This window comes from Streptomyces sp. NPDC044003, assembly GCF_056435185.1.
Genome location: NZ_JBWKFA010000004.1, coordinates 570,964 through 587,691 on the forward strand (window position 1 = coordinate 570,964; position 16,728 = coordinate 587,691).

Genomic DNA, 16,728 nt, shown 5'->3' on the forward strand with positions numbered 1-16,728 from the left:
TCCCGAAGATGACAGAGCGCCAGAAGGACCGGCCGTGGCTCATGCGGACGTACGCCGGTCACTCGACCGCCGAGGCGTCCAACGAGCTGTACCGGCGCAACCTCGCCAAGGGTCAGACCGGCCTCTCGGTCGCGTTCGACCTGCCGACGCAGACCGGGTACGACCCCGACCACATCCTCGCCCGCGGCGAGGTCGGCCGGGTCGGCGTCCCCGTCTCGCACCTCGGTGACATGCGCCGGCTGTTCCAGGACATCCCCCTGGAGCAGATGAACACCTCGATGACGATCAACGCCACCGCCATGTGGCTCCTGGCGCTCTACCAGGTGGCCGCGGAGGAGCAGGGTGCGGACATCACCCAGCTCCAGGGCACCACCCAGAACGACATCGTGAAGGAGTACCTGTCGCGCGGGACGCACGTCTTCCCGCCCGGCCCCTCGCTCCGCCTCACGACGGACATGATCGCGTACACGGTCAACCACATCCCGAAGTGGAACCCGATCAACATCTGCAGCTACCACCTGCAGGAGGCCGGGGCCACGCCGGTCCAGGAGATCTCGTACGCGATGGCGACCGCGATCGCCGTCCTCGACTCCGTCCGCGACTCGGGCCAGGTCCCCGAGGAGCGGTTCGGCGAGGTCGTCGCCCGCATCTCCTTCTTCGTGAACGCGGGCGTCCGCTTCATCGAGGAGATGTGCAAGATGCGCGCCTTCGGCCGCATCTGGGACAAGATCACGCTGGAGCGGTACGGCATCGAGAACGCCAAGCAGCGCCGGTTCCGCTACGGCGTCCAGGTCAACTCGCTCGGCCTGACCGAGGCCCAGCCGGAGAACAACGTCCAGCGGATCGTCCTGGAGATGCTGGCCGTCACCCTCTCCAAGGACGCCCGCGCGCGTGCCGTGCAGCTCCCGGCCTGGAACGAGGCCCTCGGCCTCCCCCGGCCCTGGGACCAGCAGTGGTCGCTCCGCATCCAGCAGGTGCTCGCCCACGAGTCCGACCTGCTGGAGTACGAGGACATCTTCGCCGGCTCGCACGTCATCGAGGCCAAGGTGGACGCCCTGGTCGAGGAGTGCCTGGCCGAGATCGACCGGATCCAGGAGATGGGCGGCGCGATGGCGGCCGTCGAGTCCGGCTACCTCAAGTCGCAGCTGGTCTCCTCGCACGCCGAGCGGCGCGCCCGGATCGAGGCCGGCGACGACAAGATCGTCGGCGTCAACATCTTCCAGTCGACCGAGGAGAACCCCCTCACGGCCGACCTGGACACCGCGATCATGACGGTCGACCCGGCGGTCGAGGCCCGGGTCGTCGGCTCGATGAAGACCTGGCGCGACAACCGCTACCAGCCGCCGTTCAACCACCCGCGGCCCTGCAAGGCCCTGGAGCGCCTCAAGGAGGCCGCCAAGGGCACGGACAACCTCATGGAGGCCACCCTGGAGTGCGCCCGCGCCGGGGTCACCACCGGCGAGTGGGCCGGGGCCCTGCGCGAGGTGTTCGGCGAGTTCCGCGCCCCGACCGGCGTCTCCTCCGCCCCGGTCGCCGTGACGGCCGAGGCGGGCACCCCACTCGCCCTGGTCCGCGAGAAGGTGGCCAGGACCGCCGAGGACATGAACGTCGGGCGGCTGCGGCTGCTCGTCGGCAAGCCGGGCCTGGACGGGCACTCCAACGGGGCCGAGCAGATCGCCGTACGCGCGCGTGACGCCGGTTTCGAGGTGGTCTACCAGGGCATCCGGCTGACCCCCGAGCAGATCGTCGACGCCGCCCTGGCCGAGGACGTGCACTGCGTGGGTCTGTCGATCCTCTCCGGCTCGCACTCCGCGCTGGTCCCCGACGTCCTCGACCGCCTCCGCGAGGCGGGCGCGACGGACATCCCGGTCATCGTCGGCGGAATCATCCCGAACGCCGACGCCGCAGAACTGAAGCGTGCGGGTGTCGCCGCCGTCTTCACACCGAAGGACTTCGGTATCACGGAGATCATCGGCCGTATCGTCGACGAGATCCGGCAAGCGAACAAGCTCAGCCCCCTGGAAAGTACGGAGGTCCTCGCATGACCAGCCCTGTGAACCGGCTCCGCCCCCGCCGCTCCTGCCTGGCGGTCCCCGGCTCCAACCCGCGCTTCCTCGAGAAGGCCCAGGGCCTCGCCGCCGACCAGGTCTTCCTCGACCTGGAGGACGCGTGCGCCCCGCTGGCCAAGCCCGAGGCCCGGCACACCATCGTGAAGTTCCTCAACGAGGGCGACTGGACCGGCAAGACCCGCGTGGTCCGCGTCAACGACTGGACGACCCACTGGACCTACCGCGACGTCGTCACGGTCGTCGAGGGCGCCGGCCAGAACCTCGACTGCATCATGCTGCCGAAGGTCCAGGACGCCCAGCAGATCGTCGCCCTCGACCTGCTGCTCACCCAGATCGAGAAGACCATGGGCTTCGAGGTCGGCAAGATCGGCATCGAGGCGCAGATCGAGAACGCCCAGGGCCTGACCAACGTCAACGCGATCGCCCAGGCCTCCCAGCGCGTCGAGACGATCATCTTCGGCCCGGCCGACTTCATGGCCTCCATCAACATGAAGTCCCTCGTCGTGGGCGAGCAGCCGCCCGGCTACCCGGCCGACGCGTACCACCACATCCTGATGAGCATCCTGATGGCGGCCCGCGCCAACAACCTCCAGGCGATCGACGGCCCCTACCTGCAGATCCGCAACCAGGAGGGCTACAAGGCGGTCGCGCAGCGCGCCGCGGCCCTGGGCTTCGACGGCAAGTGGGTGCTGCACCCGGACCAGGTCGCCGCCGCGAACGAGATCTTCTCGCCCTCGCAGGAGGACTACGATCACGCCGAGCTGATCCTCGACGCGTACGACTACTACACCTCCGAGGCGGGCGGGAAGAAGGGCTCCGCGATGCTCGGCGACGAGATGATCGACGAGGCCTCCCGCAAGATGGCCCTGGTCATCTCCGGCAAGGGCCGCGCCGCCGGCATGCAGCGCACCAGCAAGTTCGAGATCCCGGAGGCCTGAGTCCGATGCAGTTCGGCCGTACCTACGAAGAGTTCGAAGTCGGTGCCGTCTACAAGCACTGGCCCGGAAAGACGGTCACCGAGTACGACGACCACCTCTTCTGTCTGCTCACCATGAACCACCATCCGCTGCACATGGATGTGAATTACGCCGAGAACACGACGGACTTCGGCAAGAACGTCGTCGTCGGCAACTACATCTACTCGCTGCTGCTCGGCATGTCCGTGCCGGACGTCTCCGGCAAGGCCATCGCCAACCTGGAGATCGAATCGCTGCGGCACGTGGCGCCGACCTTCCACGGCGACACGATCTACGGCGAGACCACCGTCCTCGACAAGACCCCGTCGAAGTCGAAGAACGACCGCGGCATCGTCTACGTCGAGACCAAGGGCTACAAGCAGGACGGCACCCTCGTGTGCGTCTTCCGCCGCAAGGTGATGGTCCCCACCGAGACGTACATCAAGGAGCGCGGCGGCGAGCAGCCCGGCCGCCCCGAGCTCAAGGAACAGGGGAAGTAGTCATGGCGCGACTCGCCCAGACCCACGGTCTGACCGATGTCCAGCAGGAGATCCTCGCCACGGTCCGGGACTTCGTCGACAAGGAGATCATCCCGGTCGCGACGGAGCTCGAGCACCGCGACGAGTACCCGCAGCAGATCGTCGACGGGCTCAAGGAGCTCGGCGTCTTCGGCCTGATGATCCCCGAGGAGTACGGGGGCCTGGGCGAGTCGCTGCTCACCTACGCGCTGTGCGTGGAGGAGATCGCCCGTGGCTGGATGTCGGTCTCCGGCATCATCAACACGCACTTCATCGTGGCGTACATGCTGAAGCAGCACGGCACCCAGGAGCAGAAGGAGTACTTCCTTCCGCGGATGGCGGCCGGCGAGACGCGCGGCGCCTTCTCGATGTCGGAGCCGGGCCTCGGGTCGGACGTGTCGGCGATCACGTCGAAGGCGGTCAAGGACGGCGACGAGTACGTCCTCAACGGCCAGAAGATGTGGCTGACGAACGGCGGCACGTCAACGCTGGTGGCCGTTCTCGTCCGAAGTGACGAAGGACACCCGGAGGGCACGGCCCCCCACAAGTCGATGACGACCTTCCTCGTCGAGAAGGAGCCCGGCTTCGGAGAGGTCCGCCCCGGCCTCACGATCCCCGGGAAGATCGACAAGATGGGTTACAAGGGCGTCGACACGACCGAACTCATCATGGACGGACTGCGCATTCCGGCCAATCGCGTGCTCGGCGGGGTCACCGGCCGAGGGTTTTACCAAATGATGGACGGCGTCGAGGTCGGCCGCGTGAACGTGGCGGCCCGTGGTTGCGGCGTCGCACAGCGTGCTTTCGAACTGGGTGTCTCTTATGCCCAGCAACGTCACACTTTCGGCAAGGCGATCGCCCAGCACCAGGCGATTCAGTTCAAGCTGGCCGAGATGGCTACCAAGGTCGAGGCCGCCCATGCCATGATGGTGAATGCAGCACGCAAAAAGGACTCCGGGGAACGAAACGACCTCGAAGCAGGGATGGCGAAGTACCTCGCCTCCGAATACTGCAAGGAGGTCGTCGAGGATGCCTTCCGCATTCACGGTGGATACGGCTTCTCCAAGGAGTACGAGATCGAGCGCCTCTACCGGGAGGCGCCGATGCTGCTCATCGGCGAAGGTACCGCCGAGATCCAGAAAATGATCATTGGTCGGCGACTGCTCGAGGAGTACCGACTCCAGGGCTGATTGTCAGGTTTGGGTTGATTCGGCCGCGAAGAAGATCACACCCCGTGTTCATCTTCCGGCCGTCGACTCGGTTCCTGGCTTGCCCAGTTGCGCCCCGCAACCGATAGCATCGCCGGAAAGCCGCCGTCCCCCGTTGCCAGTGCGGCATCATCCGCTACGAAGGTCATCCATGCCCCACAGCCAAACCTCTGCACACCGCGACAGCCCCAAGGGCGTACGCATCGCACGCGGAGCATCGCCGTGGCTTCTGCCGACCGTCGCCACCGCGGCGCTCAGCCTCGTGCGCGCCCGGAAGTCGAAGCGCGCCGCGGCCATCGCCGTGCCGACCACCGCTCTCGCGGCCGGCATGCTGTGGTTCTTCCGCGACCCCGAGCGTGAGATCGCTCAGGGCCGGGTCATCTCCCCCGCCGACGGTGTGGTGCAGAGCATCATGCCGTGGAAGGACGGACGCACCCGGGTCGCCATCTTCATGAGCCCGCTGAACGTCCACGTCAACCGCGCCCCGCTTGCCGGCACGGTGACGTCCGTGGAGCACGTCCCCGGTGGGTTCGTCCCGGCGTTCAACAAGGAGAGCGAGAACAACGAGCGCGTTGTCTGGCACTTCGACACCGAGCTCGGCGACATCGAGATGGTCCAGATCGCGGGCGCCGTCGCCCGGCGGATCGTGCCGTACATCCCGCAGGGCACGAAGGTCGAGCAGGGTGACCGTATCGGTCTGATCCGCTTCGGCTCGCGCGTCGACATCTACCTCCCCGAGGGTGTCGAGGTCGCGGTCGAGGTCGGCCAGGCCACCACAGCGGGGGTGACTCGCATTGACCGTGATTGATCCCGACACACGGGCCGCCGACTGGGTCGCCGACGCCGAGGCGGAGGCGGCCGAAGAGGCCGAGGAGATGCCGCTGTCGCTGAGGCTGTCCATAGCGGACGCCCTCACGCTCGGTAACGCCACGTGCGGCTTCATGGCGGTGTACTTCACCACCACCGGCATCCTCATCCCGCACCTCACCGGCAGCAGCGAGACCGGCATGGCGCGCAACAGCGCCGCCACCGCCGTGATCCTGATGCTGGCCGCGGCGATCTTCGACCTCTTCGACGGCATCGTGGCGCGCAAGCTCCGCAGCTCGCCGATGGGCGCCGAGCTCGACAACCTGTCGGACCTGATCAGCTTCGGTCTGGCCCCGGCCTACTTCGTGCTCGTGTACGGCATGGTCGCGGACGACGCGCAGCAGAAGGTCTCGGCGGTCGCCGCGATCGTGGTGCTGCTTGCGGTGGTCCTGCGGCTGGCACGCTTCTCCTGCGTGACGATGAAGGACGGCATGTTCCAGGGCATGCCGAGCCCCTTCGGCGCGCTGACGGTCGTCTCGATCGTGCTCCTGGAGCTGCCCTTCATCCCGACGCTGCTCGCGATCATCGGAGTGGCGTGGCTGATGGTCAGCCGGGTCGAGTACCCGAAGCCGCGGGGTGTCCTCGCGGTGGCGATGCTCAGCTGGATCGTCGGCGCGATGGCCATGCTGGCGGCCTGGGCGTTCGACGCACCGGGCGGGGCGTTCCTGCTCCAGACCGGCTGCGCGCTCCAGGTCGTGATGGGCGCCGTGATCCCCCTCTTCGCGACGGCCCGTCGGGTGAACACCTTCCGCGGCAACCGGCGCGAGAGCCGGGAGGCGCGGGCGGCACAGCTGCCGTAGCGGACGGATGACGTACCGAAGGGCCCCGGGAGGCGACTCGCCTCCCGGGGCCCTTTCGCATGCCCGCCTCGGCTAGCCGACCTGCTTGTAGTACAGCGTGGTGGCGCGGAGGGTGCCGGCCGGGTCGGCGGCGAAGTCCGGGATCGTCCCGGCGGCGGTCCAGCCCGCGCCCCGGTAGAGGTGCTCGGCGGGGCTGTCGGTCTGGGTGTCCAGGACGAGCAGGCGGAGGCCGGTGCTCGCGGCGTGCGCCTCGGCCGTGGCGAGCAGACGGCGGCCGAGGCCGCGGCCGCGCGCGGAGCTGTGCACGAGGAGGCGGGCGATCTCGCCGCGGTGCCGGCCGTTGGCCGTGCCGGCGAGGACGAGGGTGACGACGCCGGTGAGGCGCCCGTCGGGTCCGTGGGCGGCCCAGACGTCCCGTACGCCCTGCGCTGCCTCCTCGGCGACGCGGGACCACCAGGCGGCCGCCTCGGCGGGGTCCAGGGGCGCCAGGAAGCCGACGGAGGCCCCGCCGTCCACGGCGTCCACGAGGAGCGCGGCGAGTCCGGCCGGGGCGTGGGCCCGTACGGCCTCGGGGGACAGCCGCTCGATGACGTCGAGCCGCCGCTCCAGGCACAGGAGGTCCGGCCGGTCGTCCCAGGGCTCCACGGCCGCGAAGCCGAGGCTCCGGTAGAGGGCGAGCGGCTCCTCCCGCCAGTTCCAGACGGTGAGGCGCACGGCGGGCACACCGGCGTCCGCGGCCCGGCGCAGGGCCTCGGCCATGAGGGCCTTCGCGATGCCCTTCCTCCGGGCCCCGGGCGCGACCCAGAGCCGCTTGATCTCGGGCGCGCGGCCCTCCCGCGGGGCCTTGAGGACGACACATCCGGCCGGCTCGTCCGCACCGGGCGGGGTGGCGAGCAGGACCGTGTCCGCGGCGAACGCGGCGGCCGGGTCCTCGGCCTCGACGCGGTATACGGCCGGGAGGTCGGCGACGGTCGCCACGGCCGTGCCCTTCTCGGCCTGGTTGACGAGATGGTAGGCGCCGAGCAGGTCGGGGAGGCGGGGGTGGGAGCGGTTCTCCTCGATACGTGCAGCAGTCATGCGCCGAGCTTCACACCACCGTGTTTCCACCAGATGACGATCTCCCGCAGCGGGCCGCGCGCGACTGGACGGCGCCCCGCCGCCGTTGGGCCCGCGCCGGGCTGGGCGGCGCCCCCGCGCCGTGTGGCCCCGCGCCCGCGTGGGCGGCGCCCCAACCCACCCGCCGTGTGGGCAATCGTCCCGCAGGGCGGGACGGGTGGGCACACGGGACGGCGCCCTCTAGCGGCGCCTCCGCGTTCCGCGCCTGGAACCCGCACCTCCGAGGCGGTGCACATCGTGGTGCGGGTCAGGGCGCGGGAGCCTCGGGCGCCGGCAGGGCGCGGGTCCGTTGTGCCCACCCGTTCCGCCCCAGCGGAACGCATGCCCACAACGGGGGCGGGTGGGCACCGCCCCGATGGAACGCGGGCCCACAACGGGGTGGGCGTGGGCACCGCCCCGGTGGTGCGGGTGCCCACTACGTCCTACGACAGGAAGTCGCTCGCGATGTTCGACGCCACCGATTCCAGCAGCGGGCCCGCGTTCGCGATGCACTTCGCCGTGTCCGGCTCCAGCGCCGTCAGCGGGTACGCGCGGCGGATGCCGGCCGCTCCCAGGGCCTCCGGCGGCAGGGCGAGGCGGCCGCAGACCGCGACGACCTCCTTGCCGGCGGCGCGCGCGGCGGCGGCGACGCCGGCGGGGGCCTTGCCGTGGAGGGTCTGCTCGTCGAGGGAGCCCTCGCCGGTGATGACGAGGGTGGCCCGCTCCAGGGCCGGGGCGAAGCCGAGGACCTCCAGCATCAGCTCGATGCCGGGCCGGAAGCTCGCGCCGAGGATCAGCGCGCCGTACCCGATGCCGCCCGCCCCGCCCGCGCCGGGCGCGACGGCCGCCTCGGCGGCGCGCGGCCCGATGGCCTTCTCCAGGACGGTGGCGAAGTGGGCGAGGGCCGCGTCAAGCACCCGGACGTCGTCCGGGGTCGCGCCCTTCTGCGGTCCGTAGACAGCGGGGGCGCCCTTCGGGCCGGTCAGCGGGTTGTCGACGTCGCTCGCGAGGATCAGGTCGACGGAGGCGAAGCGGGGGTCGAGGCCGCTGAGGTCGGCCGTGGCGAGGTCGGCGAGCGGCGCGCCGCCGGGGCCGACGGGCTCGCCGGCCGCGTCGAGGAAGCGGGCGCCGAGCGCGGCGAGCATGCCGGAGCCGCCGTCGGTGGTGGCGCTGCCGCCGACGCCGAAGACGAGGGTGGTCGCACCGGCGTCGAGGGCGGCGCGGAGCAGCTCTCCGGAGCCGTACGTGGTCGCCGTCAGCGGGGCGAACACGCCGGGCGGGAGCAGCTGGAGGCCCGAGGCCTCGGCCATCTCGACGACCGCGGTGGTGCCGCGCAGTGCGAACGCCGCGGTGACCGGCTCGCCGAGCGGGCCCGTCACGCGGACCTCGCGCCGCTCGAAGCCGGCCGCGACGGCCGCCGCGACGGTGCCGTCGCCGCCGTCCGCGACGGGCAGCGTCTCCACCGTGAGCTCCGGGACGACCCGTCGCAGTCCTGCTGTGACCCGCTCCGCGACCTGCACGGCCGTGAGCGAGCCCTTGAACTTGTCGGCCGCCACGAGCACGTGAGCGACCTGAGTTGCTGCTCCGTCCGTCACCTTGCATCCCTTGCTTTCGAACGTGCAGTCGCGCCGAGGGGGAGCCTATCCGTACCGCCAGACGGCGTGCCACCCCCTGATAAGGCGATATTCCGCACCATAGTGGGGTCGCATGAGTACGGGAAAGATCGTTCCGGACGGCAGGCCCGACGGCAAGGTCATCGGGATCGGGGTCGCGGCCGTCGTCGCGGTCGTCGGCTGGGCGGCACTGGGCGAGGCCTCCTTCGACAGCGCGTCCTCCACTGCGCTGAGCTGGGTGTTGTCGAACTTCGCCTGGTTGTTCGTGGTCGCCGCGGACACCTTTCTGGTGCTGTGTGTGGTGATCGCGCTGAGCCGGTTCGGCCGGATCAGGCTGGGCGCGGACGACTCGGAGCCGGAGTTCACGAACCTGGCGTGGATCGCGATGATGTTCAGCGCCGGAATGGGCATCGGTCTGATGTTCTACGGGGCCGGGGAGCCGCTGACGCACTTCCTGAACCCTCCCCCGGCGAGCGGGGTCGAGGCGGGGACGGGCGCGGCGGCCCGGACGTCCTCGGTGATCGCGATGCTCCTGGTGATGACGTACTTCGTCACGAGCGCGGACTCGGCCTCCCTCGCGATGGGTTCGCTGACGAGCCGCGGCTCGCTCCACCGCCGACCTGGCTCGTGGTGACCTGGGGCGTCCTGATGGCGGCCGTGGCCGCGGTGCTGCTCGTGGCGGGCGGTCTGACCTCGCTGCAGACGGCGACGATCCTGGTGGCGCTGCCGTTCGTGCTGGTGATGCTGGTGCTGTGCTTCGCGCTCCTGAAGGAGCTGCGGGAGGACCCGGGGGCGGGCCCGGCCCGGCACCACGCCCTGCACGGGCTGCGGGACGCGGTGCGGACGCTGGTCGGGGAGGCGATGACGGAGCGGGCCGACGACCGCCGGCACGAGCTCCGGCCGCCGGAGAAGGCCCGCACCGGCGCGGAGCCGCCGGAGAAGGCCAGTACCGGCGCGGAGCCGCCGATGAAGGCCCGTGCCGGCACGGAGCCGCCGGAAGACTGAGGGCCGGCACGGAGCCGCCGGAGGACTGAGGGCCGGCGCGGAGCCGCCGGAGGACTGAGGGCCGGCGCGGAGCCGCCCGGGGACTGAGGGTCGGCGCGCGCACGGCCCCCGCATTCGGTACACCGGAGGTATGGGGTTCACGGACGGGGAGCTCGGGGACCGGATCCTGGGCGGCTGGACGGGCCGGATCGCCGGGAACATGCTCGGCAAGCCCGTGGAGCACGGCGACCACTGGACCCGGGAGCACATCGACGCGTATCTCCGGCTGACCGGGGCGCTCCCGCTCACCAACTACCTCCCTCCCCCGCCGCCCGGCGCGGAGGGCTTCGAGCTGCGGCCGGAGTGGGAGCGGTGCGTGCGGGGCGGGATCGACGGCAGCTGCCGGGACGACGACGTCGACTGGTCGGTCCTGGGGCTGCACCTCCTGGAGACGTACGGCTTCGCGTTCAGCACCGAGCAGGTCGGCCAGGAGTGGCTGCTGCGGCTGCCGTACCTGCAGACGTTCACGGCGGAGCGGGTCGCCTACCGGAACCTCGCAAACGGGCTGCGGCCGCCGCTGACGGCCACGTACGACAATCCGTACCAGGAGTGGATCGGGGCACTGATCCGGGCCGATGTCTACGGCTGGACCTGCCCGGGCGATCCGCGCCGGGCGGCCTCGCTCGCCCGCCGGGACGCCGTCCTCTCGCACACGGGGAACGGCGTGTACGGCGCGATGTGGGCGGCGGCGCTGATCGCGGCGGCCTTCACCGCGCCGGACCTGCGGTCGGCGCTGGAGACGAGCCTGGAGCCGGTGCCGGCGAGCTGCCGGCTGGCCAGGACCGTACGGGGCACGATCGCGCTGTACGAGTCGGGGCTCGGCTGGTCGGAGGCGCTCACCGAGCTCGCGGAGCGGACGGCGGGCCTCGGCTGGATCCACACCGTCCCGAACGCGGCCGTCCTGACCGCCGGACTCCTGTACGGGGAAGGGGACTTCACCCGCACCATCGCGCTGACCGTCCGCGGCGGCCTGGACACCGACTCCAACGGGGCGACGGCGGGCTCGGTGGCCGGAGTCCGCTGCGGCGCGGCCGCGATCCCGCCGCAGTGGTCCGCACCGCTGCGGGACCGGGTGCGCAGCGCCGTCTTCGGCTTCGACGGCGTCCGCATCAGCGAACTGGCGGAGCGGACCCTGCGGTTGGCGGAGCGGACGGAGTGAGGGGCGGCTTGGGGTCCGCGGGCCGTTCGAGGGAGGACAGGGCGGTCGCGAGGAGCAGCAGGGCGCCGACGACCAGGACGGTGGCGCCGACGAGGACCCAGAAGCACCCGCCCAGGAGCAGGCGGGCGCGTCGGTCGGAGGCCTCCGGCACCCTCACCCCTGCGGGGGCTCCGGCGGGACGATCTCGCCGGTGCGCTGCGGTTCGTCCCGGCTGACGGCGCGTGCCTCGGTGCGGTGGCCGCGGGCGATGTAGTCGCGGACCACGGCCTCGACGGCGTCCTGGGGGTTGCCGATGCCGGCCAGGACCATGACTTCCACGACGAGTTCGGCGTCGAGACCGATGTTCACCTTGGCCATGGCCGGAACCTAACACCCCGATCAGAAGAGCGCGTCCGGTTCCGCCCTGCCCGATTCGAAGGCGATGAGCCGCTGCTTGCGGTCCAGGCCGCCGCCGTAGCCGGTGAGGCTGCCGCCCGACCCGATGACCCGGTGGCAGGGGACGATGATGGTGACGGGGTTCTTGCCGTTGGCGAGGCCCACGGCCCGGGAGGCGCCGGGGCTGCCGAGCTCCTCGGCGAGTTCGCCGTACGTCCGGGTCTCCCCGTACGGGATGCGCAGGAGCTGCTCCCAGACGCGCAGCTGGAACGGGGTGCCGACCAGGTTCAACGGCAGGTCGAACTCGGTGAGTTCGCCGGCGAAGTAGGCGTCGAGCTGGCGGATCGCCTCGCCGAAGGGGCGCGGGTCGGGCTCGCCGAAGGTCTCCTCGGGCGGGCGGTGGCGCTGTCCCGTCATGTACATGCGGCTGAGGACGCCGTCGACGGCGACGAGGGTCAGCGGGTCGTAGGGGCTGTCCACGACGGTGTGCTGGATGGAGGGCATGGGAGGGGTTCCTGACGGTCCGTTACGCGGGAAGGAGGTTGATCGGGTGGTCGTCGGTCGCCCAGAGGTACTGGACGGCGTAGGCCCGCCACGGGCGCCAGTGCGCGGCGCGGGCGGTGAGTGCGGCCGGGGTACCGGGCAGTCCGAGGCCTTCGGCGGCGCGGCGGACGCCGAGGTCGCCGGGGAGGAAGGCGTCGGGGTCGCCGAGGGCCCGCATGGCGATGACCTCGGTGGTCCAGGGGCCGAAGCCGGGCAGGGCGAGCAGCCGGGCGCGGGCCTCCTCGCGGTCGTCGGCGGGGCCGAGCGGGAGCGAGCCGTCGGCGAGGGCCCGGACGAGGGTGAGGAGGGTGGTGCGGCGGCTGCGCGGCAGGGCGAGGGTCTCGGGGTCGAGGGCGGCGAGCGCCTCGGGGCTCGGGAAGAGGTGGGTCAGGCCGCCCTCGGGATCGTCGATCGGGACGCCGTGCGCGGTGACCAGGCGGGCGGCGTGGGTGCGGGCGGCGGCGGTGGAGACCTGCTGGCCGAGGACGGCCCGTACGGCGAACTCGGCGGCGTCGACGGACCCGGGCACCCGGCGGCCGGGCGCCTTGTCGACGATCGGGGCGAGCAGCGGGTCGGTGCGGAGCTGCTCGTCGACGGCGACGGGGTCGGCGTCGAGGTCGAGGAGCCGTCGGCAGCGGCTGATCGCGTGGGTGAGGTCGCGGGGGTCGGTGAGGAAGAGGCGGCAGGCGATGTGGTCGGGGCGCGGGGAGAGGGCGACGATGCCGTGTCCGTACGGGAGGCTCAGCGTCCGCCGGTAGGCGCCGTCACGCCACTCCTCCACGCCGGGGACGGCGGTCGCGGCCAGGTGCCCGAAGAGGTTGGAGGGTTCCAGCGGGGCACGGAACGGCAGCCGGAGGCCGATGACGCCCGGGGTCGCGCTCGCCTGGAGCGGTGACCGGCGGGTGGCGCGGGCGCGGAGCTCGCCGGGGGTGAGGGCGAAGACCTCGCGGACGGTGTCGTTGAAGGTGCGGATGGAGGAGAAGCCGGCGGCGAAGGCGATCTCGCCGAAGGGCATCGCGGTGGTCTCGATGAGCAGTCGGGCGGTCTGGGCGCGCTGGGCGCGGGCCAGCGAGAGTGGTCCGGCGCCGAGCTCGGCGAGGAGTTGGCGTTCGATCTGGCGGGTGGACCAGCCGAGCCGCCGGGCCAGGCCGGGGACGCCCTCGCGGTCGACGACGCCGTCCTGGATGAGCCTGACGGCGCGGGCGACGGCGTCGGCCCGGACGTTCCACTGGGGTGAGCCGGGGCTGGTGTCGGGCCGACATCGCTTGCAGGCCCGGTAGCCGGCGCGCTGGCAGGAGGCGGCGCTGGGGTGGAACTCCATGTTCTCCGGCTTGGGCGGGACGGCCGGGCAGCTGGGCCGGCAGTAGATCCGGGTGGTGCGGACGGCGGTGAAGAACACGCCGTCGAAACGGGCCTCCTTCGACTGGACGGCCCGTACGCAGCGCTCGGTGTCGGTGTGCATGGTTCCAGGATCGGGGACGGACGGCCCGCGGGCTGGCGAGAAAACGACATGGACGTCCGCCCCCTCCCGGTCTCGGAGAATGACCCCGGTCTCAGAGGGTGACGGTCCGGTAGTGGGTGGTCAGCCGGCCGTCCTCGCCGAGGACGTGGAAGGCGAGCGCGGGCGGCAGGCCGAGGTGGACGTGCGGATCGTCGGTCGGGTTCTCCCAGGACAGCCGGAGGGCGGAGACGACCCCGGGCGCGACGAGCAGCGGACGCCCGGCGAACGTGGTGGCGGCGGCCGTGTGGGCGTGGCCCGCGAGGAAGGCCGTGAGGTGGGGGTGGCGGTCGGCGAGCGCGGCGAGCCGCTCCTCGCCGAACTGCCGGATCCCGTCCACGTACGGGGTGTGCAGCGGCACCGGCGGGTGGTGGAAGGCGACCAGGACGGGCACCTCGTGCGGGGTGGCGGCGAGGACGCCGTCGAGCCACTCGACGGTCTCGTCCTCCAGGAGGCCCTGGTCCTCGCCGGGCACCGAGGAGTCGCAGAGGGCGATGACGAAACCCTCGCCGCGGAGCACCTGGTTGACGGGGGCGTACGGGCGCGCCGCGGCCTCCTCGGGGAGGCTCTCCCCGGGGAGGAGGCCCTTGCGGAAGGCGGCGCGGTCGTCGTGGTTGCCGGGGCAGACGAGCAGCGGATGGCGGGAGGTCAGCAGCTCCCGCGCCACCGCGTACTCGTCCGGTGTCCCGTGGTCGGCGATGTCGCCGGTGACGAGGACGGCCGCCAGGTCGTACGGCAGCTCCTCCAGGTACCGCAGGACGGCGCGGGTACGGTCCTGACTGCGCCGCTCGCTGTCGATGTGGACGTCGCTGACGTGGGCGATGACGATCATGCGGCCGGGCCTCCGTGGGTGCGCGTGAACGGGCGTTCACGCGACCGTACGGTGATCACGGGCGGGCCGGGAAGGGCCGATCCGGGACCGGTGGCCTCCCCGGTGCGTCTACTCGAAGCGGGTGGTGTCCCCCGCGCCGCGGCGGACGATCTCGGGCTCGCCGCTGGAGAAGTCGACGACGGTGGTGGGTTCGGTGCCGCAGTCGCCGGAGTCGAGCACGGCGTCCACCTGGTGGTCGAGCCGCTCCTTGATCTCCCAGCCCTGGGTGAGCGGTTCGGCCTCGTCGGGCAGGAGCAGGGTGCTGGAGAGCAGCGGCTCGCCGAGTTCGGCGAGGAGCGCCTGGGTGACGACGTGGTCGGGGATGCGGACGCCGACGGTCTTCTTCTTGGGGTGGAGCAGCTGGCGCGGCACCTCCTTCGTCGCCGGGAGGATGAAGGTGTACGCGCCGGGCGTGGACGCCTTGACCGCGCGGAAGACGTCGTTGTCGATGTGCACGAGCTGGCCCAGCTGGGCGAAGTTCGCGCACATCAGTGTGAAGTGGTGCCGGTCGTCGAGGTCGCGGATGGCGCGGATGCGGCTGATGCCGTCGCGGCTGCCGAGCCGGGTGCCGAGCGCGTAGCAGGAGTCGGTCGGGTACGCGACGAGCGCCCCGTTCCTGATGGAGTCGGCCACCGCGCCGATGGTGCGGGGCTGGGGGTTGTCGGGGTGCACGTCGAAGTACTTGGCCATGGGGAGCAGTCTATTTTCGCAGGCTCCGCCATACGGCCTTCGCCGCGTTGTGCCCGGACATGCCGTGCACGCCGGGGCCGGGCGGGGTCGCGGAGGAGCAGAGGAAGACCGCCGGGTGCGGGGTGGCGTAGGGGCGGAGGGAGAGCGTGGGGCGCAGCAGGAGCTGGAGGCCGCGGGCGGCGCCGCAGGCGATGTCGCCGCCGATGTAGTTGGCGTTGCGCTCGGCGAGTTCGGACGGGCCGGCGGTGGCGCGGGCCAGGACGCGGTCGCGGAAGCCGGGGGCGAAGCGCTCGATCTGACGCTCGATCGCCTCGGTGAGGTCGCCGCGCCAGCCGTTCGGCACATGGCCGTACGCCCAGAAGACGTGCTTGCCCTCGGGGGCGCGGGAGGGGTCGACGAGGCTGGGCTGGGCGGTGATGAGGAAGGGGGCGTCGGGCGCGGTGCCGGAGGAGGCCTCGCGCAGGGCGGTGCCGATCTCGCCGGCGGTGGGGCCGACCTGGACGGTGCCGGCCCGGCGGGCCTCCTCGGCGGTCCAGGGCACGGGCCCGTCGAGCGCGTAGTCGATCTTGAAGGCGGCGGCGCCGTACTTGTAGTGGTCGTAGTGCCCGCCGAAGCCGGCGATCCGGGCGAGGGCGGTGGGCGAGGTGTCGAAGACGTAGGCGCGGGCGGGCGGCAGGTCGTCGAGCCGCTTGACCTCGAAGTCGGTGTGGACGGCGCCGCCGAGGTCCTTGAGGTACGCGGCGAGGGCGTCGGAGATCGACTGGGAACCGCCCCGGGGCAACGGCCAGCCGCCCGCGTGCGCGGCGAGCGCGAAGACCAGGCCGACGGCGCCGGTGGCGATGCCGTCCAGCGGGGCGATGACATGACCGACGAGCCCGGCCAGGAGCGCGCGGGCCTTCTCGTCCTGGAACCTTCGCATCAGCCAGGTGGACGGCGGCAGTCCGGCGAGGCCGAAGCGGGCGAGGGTGACCGGGTCGCGGGGCAGCGCGGTGAGCGGCAGCTGCATGAAGTCGCTCGCGAGGGTGTCCCACTTGCCGAGGAAGGGGGCTACGAGCCTGCGGTACGTCCCGGCGTCGCGCGGGCCGAAGGAGGCGGCAGTCTCGGCGACGGAGCGGGCGAGGACGGCGGCGGTGCCGTCGTCCCAGGGGTGGGCCATGGGCAGTTCGGGGTGGAGCCACTCCAGGCCGTACCGGTCGAGCGGCATCGTCTTGAAGACGGGCGAGCCGGCACCGAGCGGGTGCACCGCGGAGCAGGGGTCGTGACGGAAACCGGGGAGGGTGAGCTCCTCGGTCCTGGCTCCGCCGCCGACAGTGGACTTGGCCTCGAAGACGGCCACGGAGAGGCCGCGCCGGGCCAGTTCGACGGCGGCCGTCAGTCCGTTGGGCCCCGCCCCCACGACGACGGCATCGAACATCGACGTCT

The 16,728-nt window shown here is 71.8% G+C and carries 15 protein-coding genes and 1 pseudogene; 8 read left to right on the top strand and 8 right to left on the bottom strand.

Annotated features, from left to right (window positions below; genetic code table 11):
• The first annotated feature begins 8 nt into the window (after positions 1-8).
• From AC07AW_RS19730 to pssA, 6 genes are all read left to right on the top strand, one after another.
• Complete coding sequence (locus AC07AW_RS19730) at positions 9-2,045, top strand: protein meaA (RefSeq protein ID WP_478816758.1); 2,037 nt, start codon at positions 9-11, stop codon at positions 2,043-2,045.
• Complete coding sequence (locus tag AC07AW_RS19735) at positions 2,042-3,007, top strand: HpcH/HpaI aldolase/citrate lyase family protein (protein ID WP_015037486.1); 966 nt, start codon at positions 2,042-2,044, stop codon at positions 3,005-3,007. Before AC07AW_RS19730 ends, AC07AW_RS19735 begins: the two co-directional genes overlap by 4 nt.
• A 5-nt stretch (positions 3,008-3,012) precedes the next feature.
• Complete coding sequence (locus tag AC07AW_RS19740) at positions 3,013-3,525, top strand: MaoC family dehydratase (protein WP_015656728.1); 513 nt, start codon at positions 3,013-3,015, stop codon at positions 3,523-3,525.
• A gap of 2 nt (positions 3,526-3,527) precedes the next feature.
• Positions 3,528-4,733, top strand: a complete 1,206-nt coding sequence (locus tag AC07AW_RS19745) for an acyl-CoA dehydrogenase family protein (protein ID WP_478816759.1) — start codon at positions 3,528-3,530, stop codon at positions 4,731-4,733.
• 169 nt (positions 4,734-4,902) lie between these two features.
• Entirely contained in the window at positions 4,903-5,559 is a 657-nt protein-coding gene (locus AC07AW_RS19750; protein WP_352027469.1) for a phosphatidylserine decarboxylase, read from the top strand.
• A complete protein-coding gene (gene pssA / locus AC07AW_RS19755) occupies positions 5,552-6,418 on the top strand; it encodes a CDP-diacylglycerol--serine O-phosphatidyltransferase (RefSeq protein WP_351190376.1) in 867 nt (288 codons plus the stop codon). The genes AC07AW_RS19750 and pssA overlap by 8 nt, the downstream gene beginning before the upstream one ends.
• A 72-nt stretch (positions 6,419-6,490) precedes the next feature.
• Here pssA and AC07AW_RS19760 read toward each other — a convergent pair whose 3' ends face one another.
• Together AC07AW_RS19760 and AC07AW_RS19765 are read right to left on the bottom strand one after the other, a co-directional pair.
• Positions 6,491-7,495 (bottom strand): GNAT family N-acetyltransferase, encoded by a 1,005-nt coding sequence (locus AC07AW_RS19760; RefSeq protein WP_478816760.1) that lies wholly within the window; start codon positions 7,493-7,495, stop codon positions 6,491-6,493.
• A gap of 461 nt (positions 7,496-7,956) precedes the next feature.
• Positions 7,957-9,108, bottom strand: a complete 1,152-nt coding sequence (locus tag AC07AW_RS19765) for a glycerate kinase (protein ID WP_478816761.1) — start codon at positions 9,106-9,108, stop codon at positions 7,957-7,959.
• Positions 9,109-9,220: 112 nt separating this feature from the next.
• On the opposite strand from AC07AW_RS19765, the pseudogene AC07AW_RS19770 reads away from it, so the two are divergent.
• Positions 9,221-10,131: pseudogene (locus AC07AW_RS19770) on the top strand (BCCT family transporter).
• 130 nt (positions 10,132-10,261) lie between these two features.
• The gene (locus AC07AW_RS19775) at positions 10,262-11,329 is read left to right on the top strand and encodes an ADP-ribosylglycohydrolase family protein (RefSeq protein WP_478816762.1); all 1,068 of its coding nucleotides are present in this window, start codon (positions 10,262-10,264) and stop codon (positions 11,327-11,329) included.
• Between the two features lie 153 nt (positions 11,330-11,482).
• On the opposite strand, the gene AC07AW_RS19780 is transcribed toward AC07AW_RS19775, so the two are convergent.
• The 6 genes from AC07AW_RS19780 to AC07AW_RS19805 all read right to left on the bottom strand — a co-directional run bounded on the left by AC07AW_RS19780 (position 11,483) and on the right by AC07AW_RS19805 (position 16,720).
• Entirely contained in the window at positions 11,483-11,686 is a 204-nt protein-coding gene (locus AC07AW_RS19780) for a type II toxin-antitoxin system VapB family antitoxin (protein ID WP_093873280.1), read from the bottom strand.
• A gap of 21 nt (positions 11,687-11,707) precedes the next feature.
• Complete coding sequence (locus AC07AW_RS19785) at positions 11,708-12,208, bottom strand: methylated-DNA--[protein]-cysteine S-methyltransferase (RefSeq protein ID WP_478816763.1); 501 nt, start codon at positions 12,206-12,208, stop codon at positions 11,708-11,710.
• 22 nt (positions 12,209-12,230) lie between these two features.
• Entirely contained in the window at positions 12,231-13,709 is a 1,479-nt protein-coding gene (locus tag AC07AW_RS19790) for an AlkA N-terminal domain-containing protein (RefSeq protein WP_478816764.1), read from the bottom strand.
• A gap of 91 nt (positions 13,710-13,800) precedes the next feature.
• Positions 13,801-14,577, bottom strand: coding sequence for a metallophosphoesterase (locus AC07AW_RS19795; protein WP_478816765.1), 777 nt, complete (start codon positions 14,575-14,577; stop codon positions 13,801-13,803).
• A gap of 108 nt (positions 14,578-14,685) precedes the next feature.
• The gene (locus AC07AW_RS19800) at positions 14,686-15,306 is read right to left on the bottom strand and encodes an L-threonylcarbamoyladenylate synthase (RefSeq protein ID WP_116158053.1); all 621 of its coding nucleotides are present in this window, start codon (positions 15,304-15,306) and stop codon (positions 14,686-14,688) included.
• Positions 15,307-15,316: 10 nt separating this feature from the next.
• Positions 15,317-16,720, bottom strand: a complete 1,404-nt coding sequence (locus AC07AW_RS19805; RefSeq protein WP_478816906.1) for a phytoene desaturase family protein — start codon at positions 16,718-16,720, stop codon at positions 15,317-15,319.
• Positions 16,721-16,728: the final 8 nt, after the last annotated feature.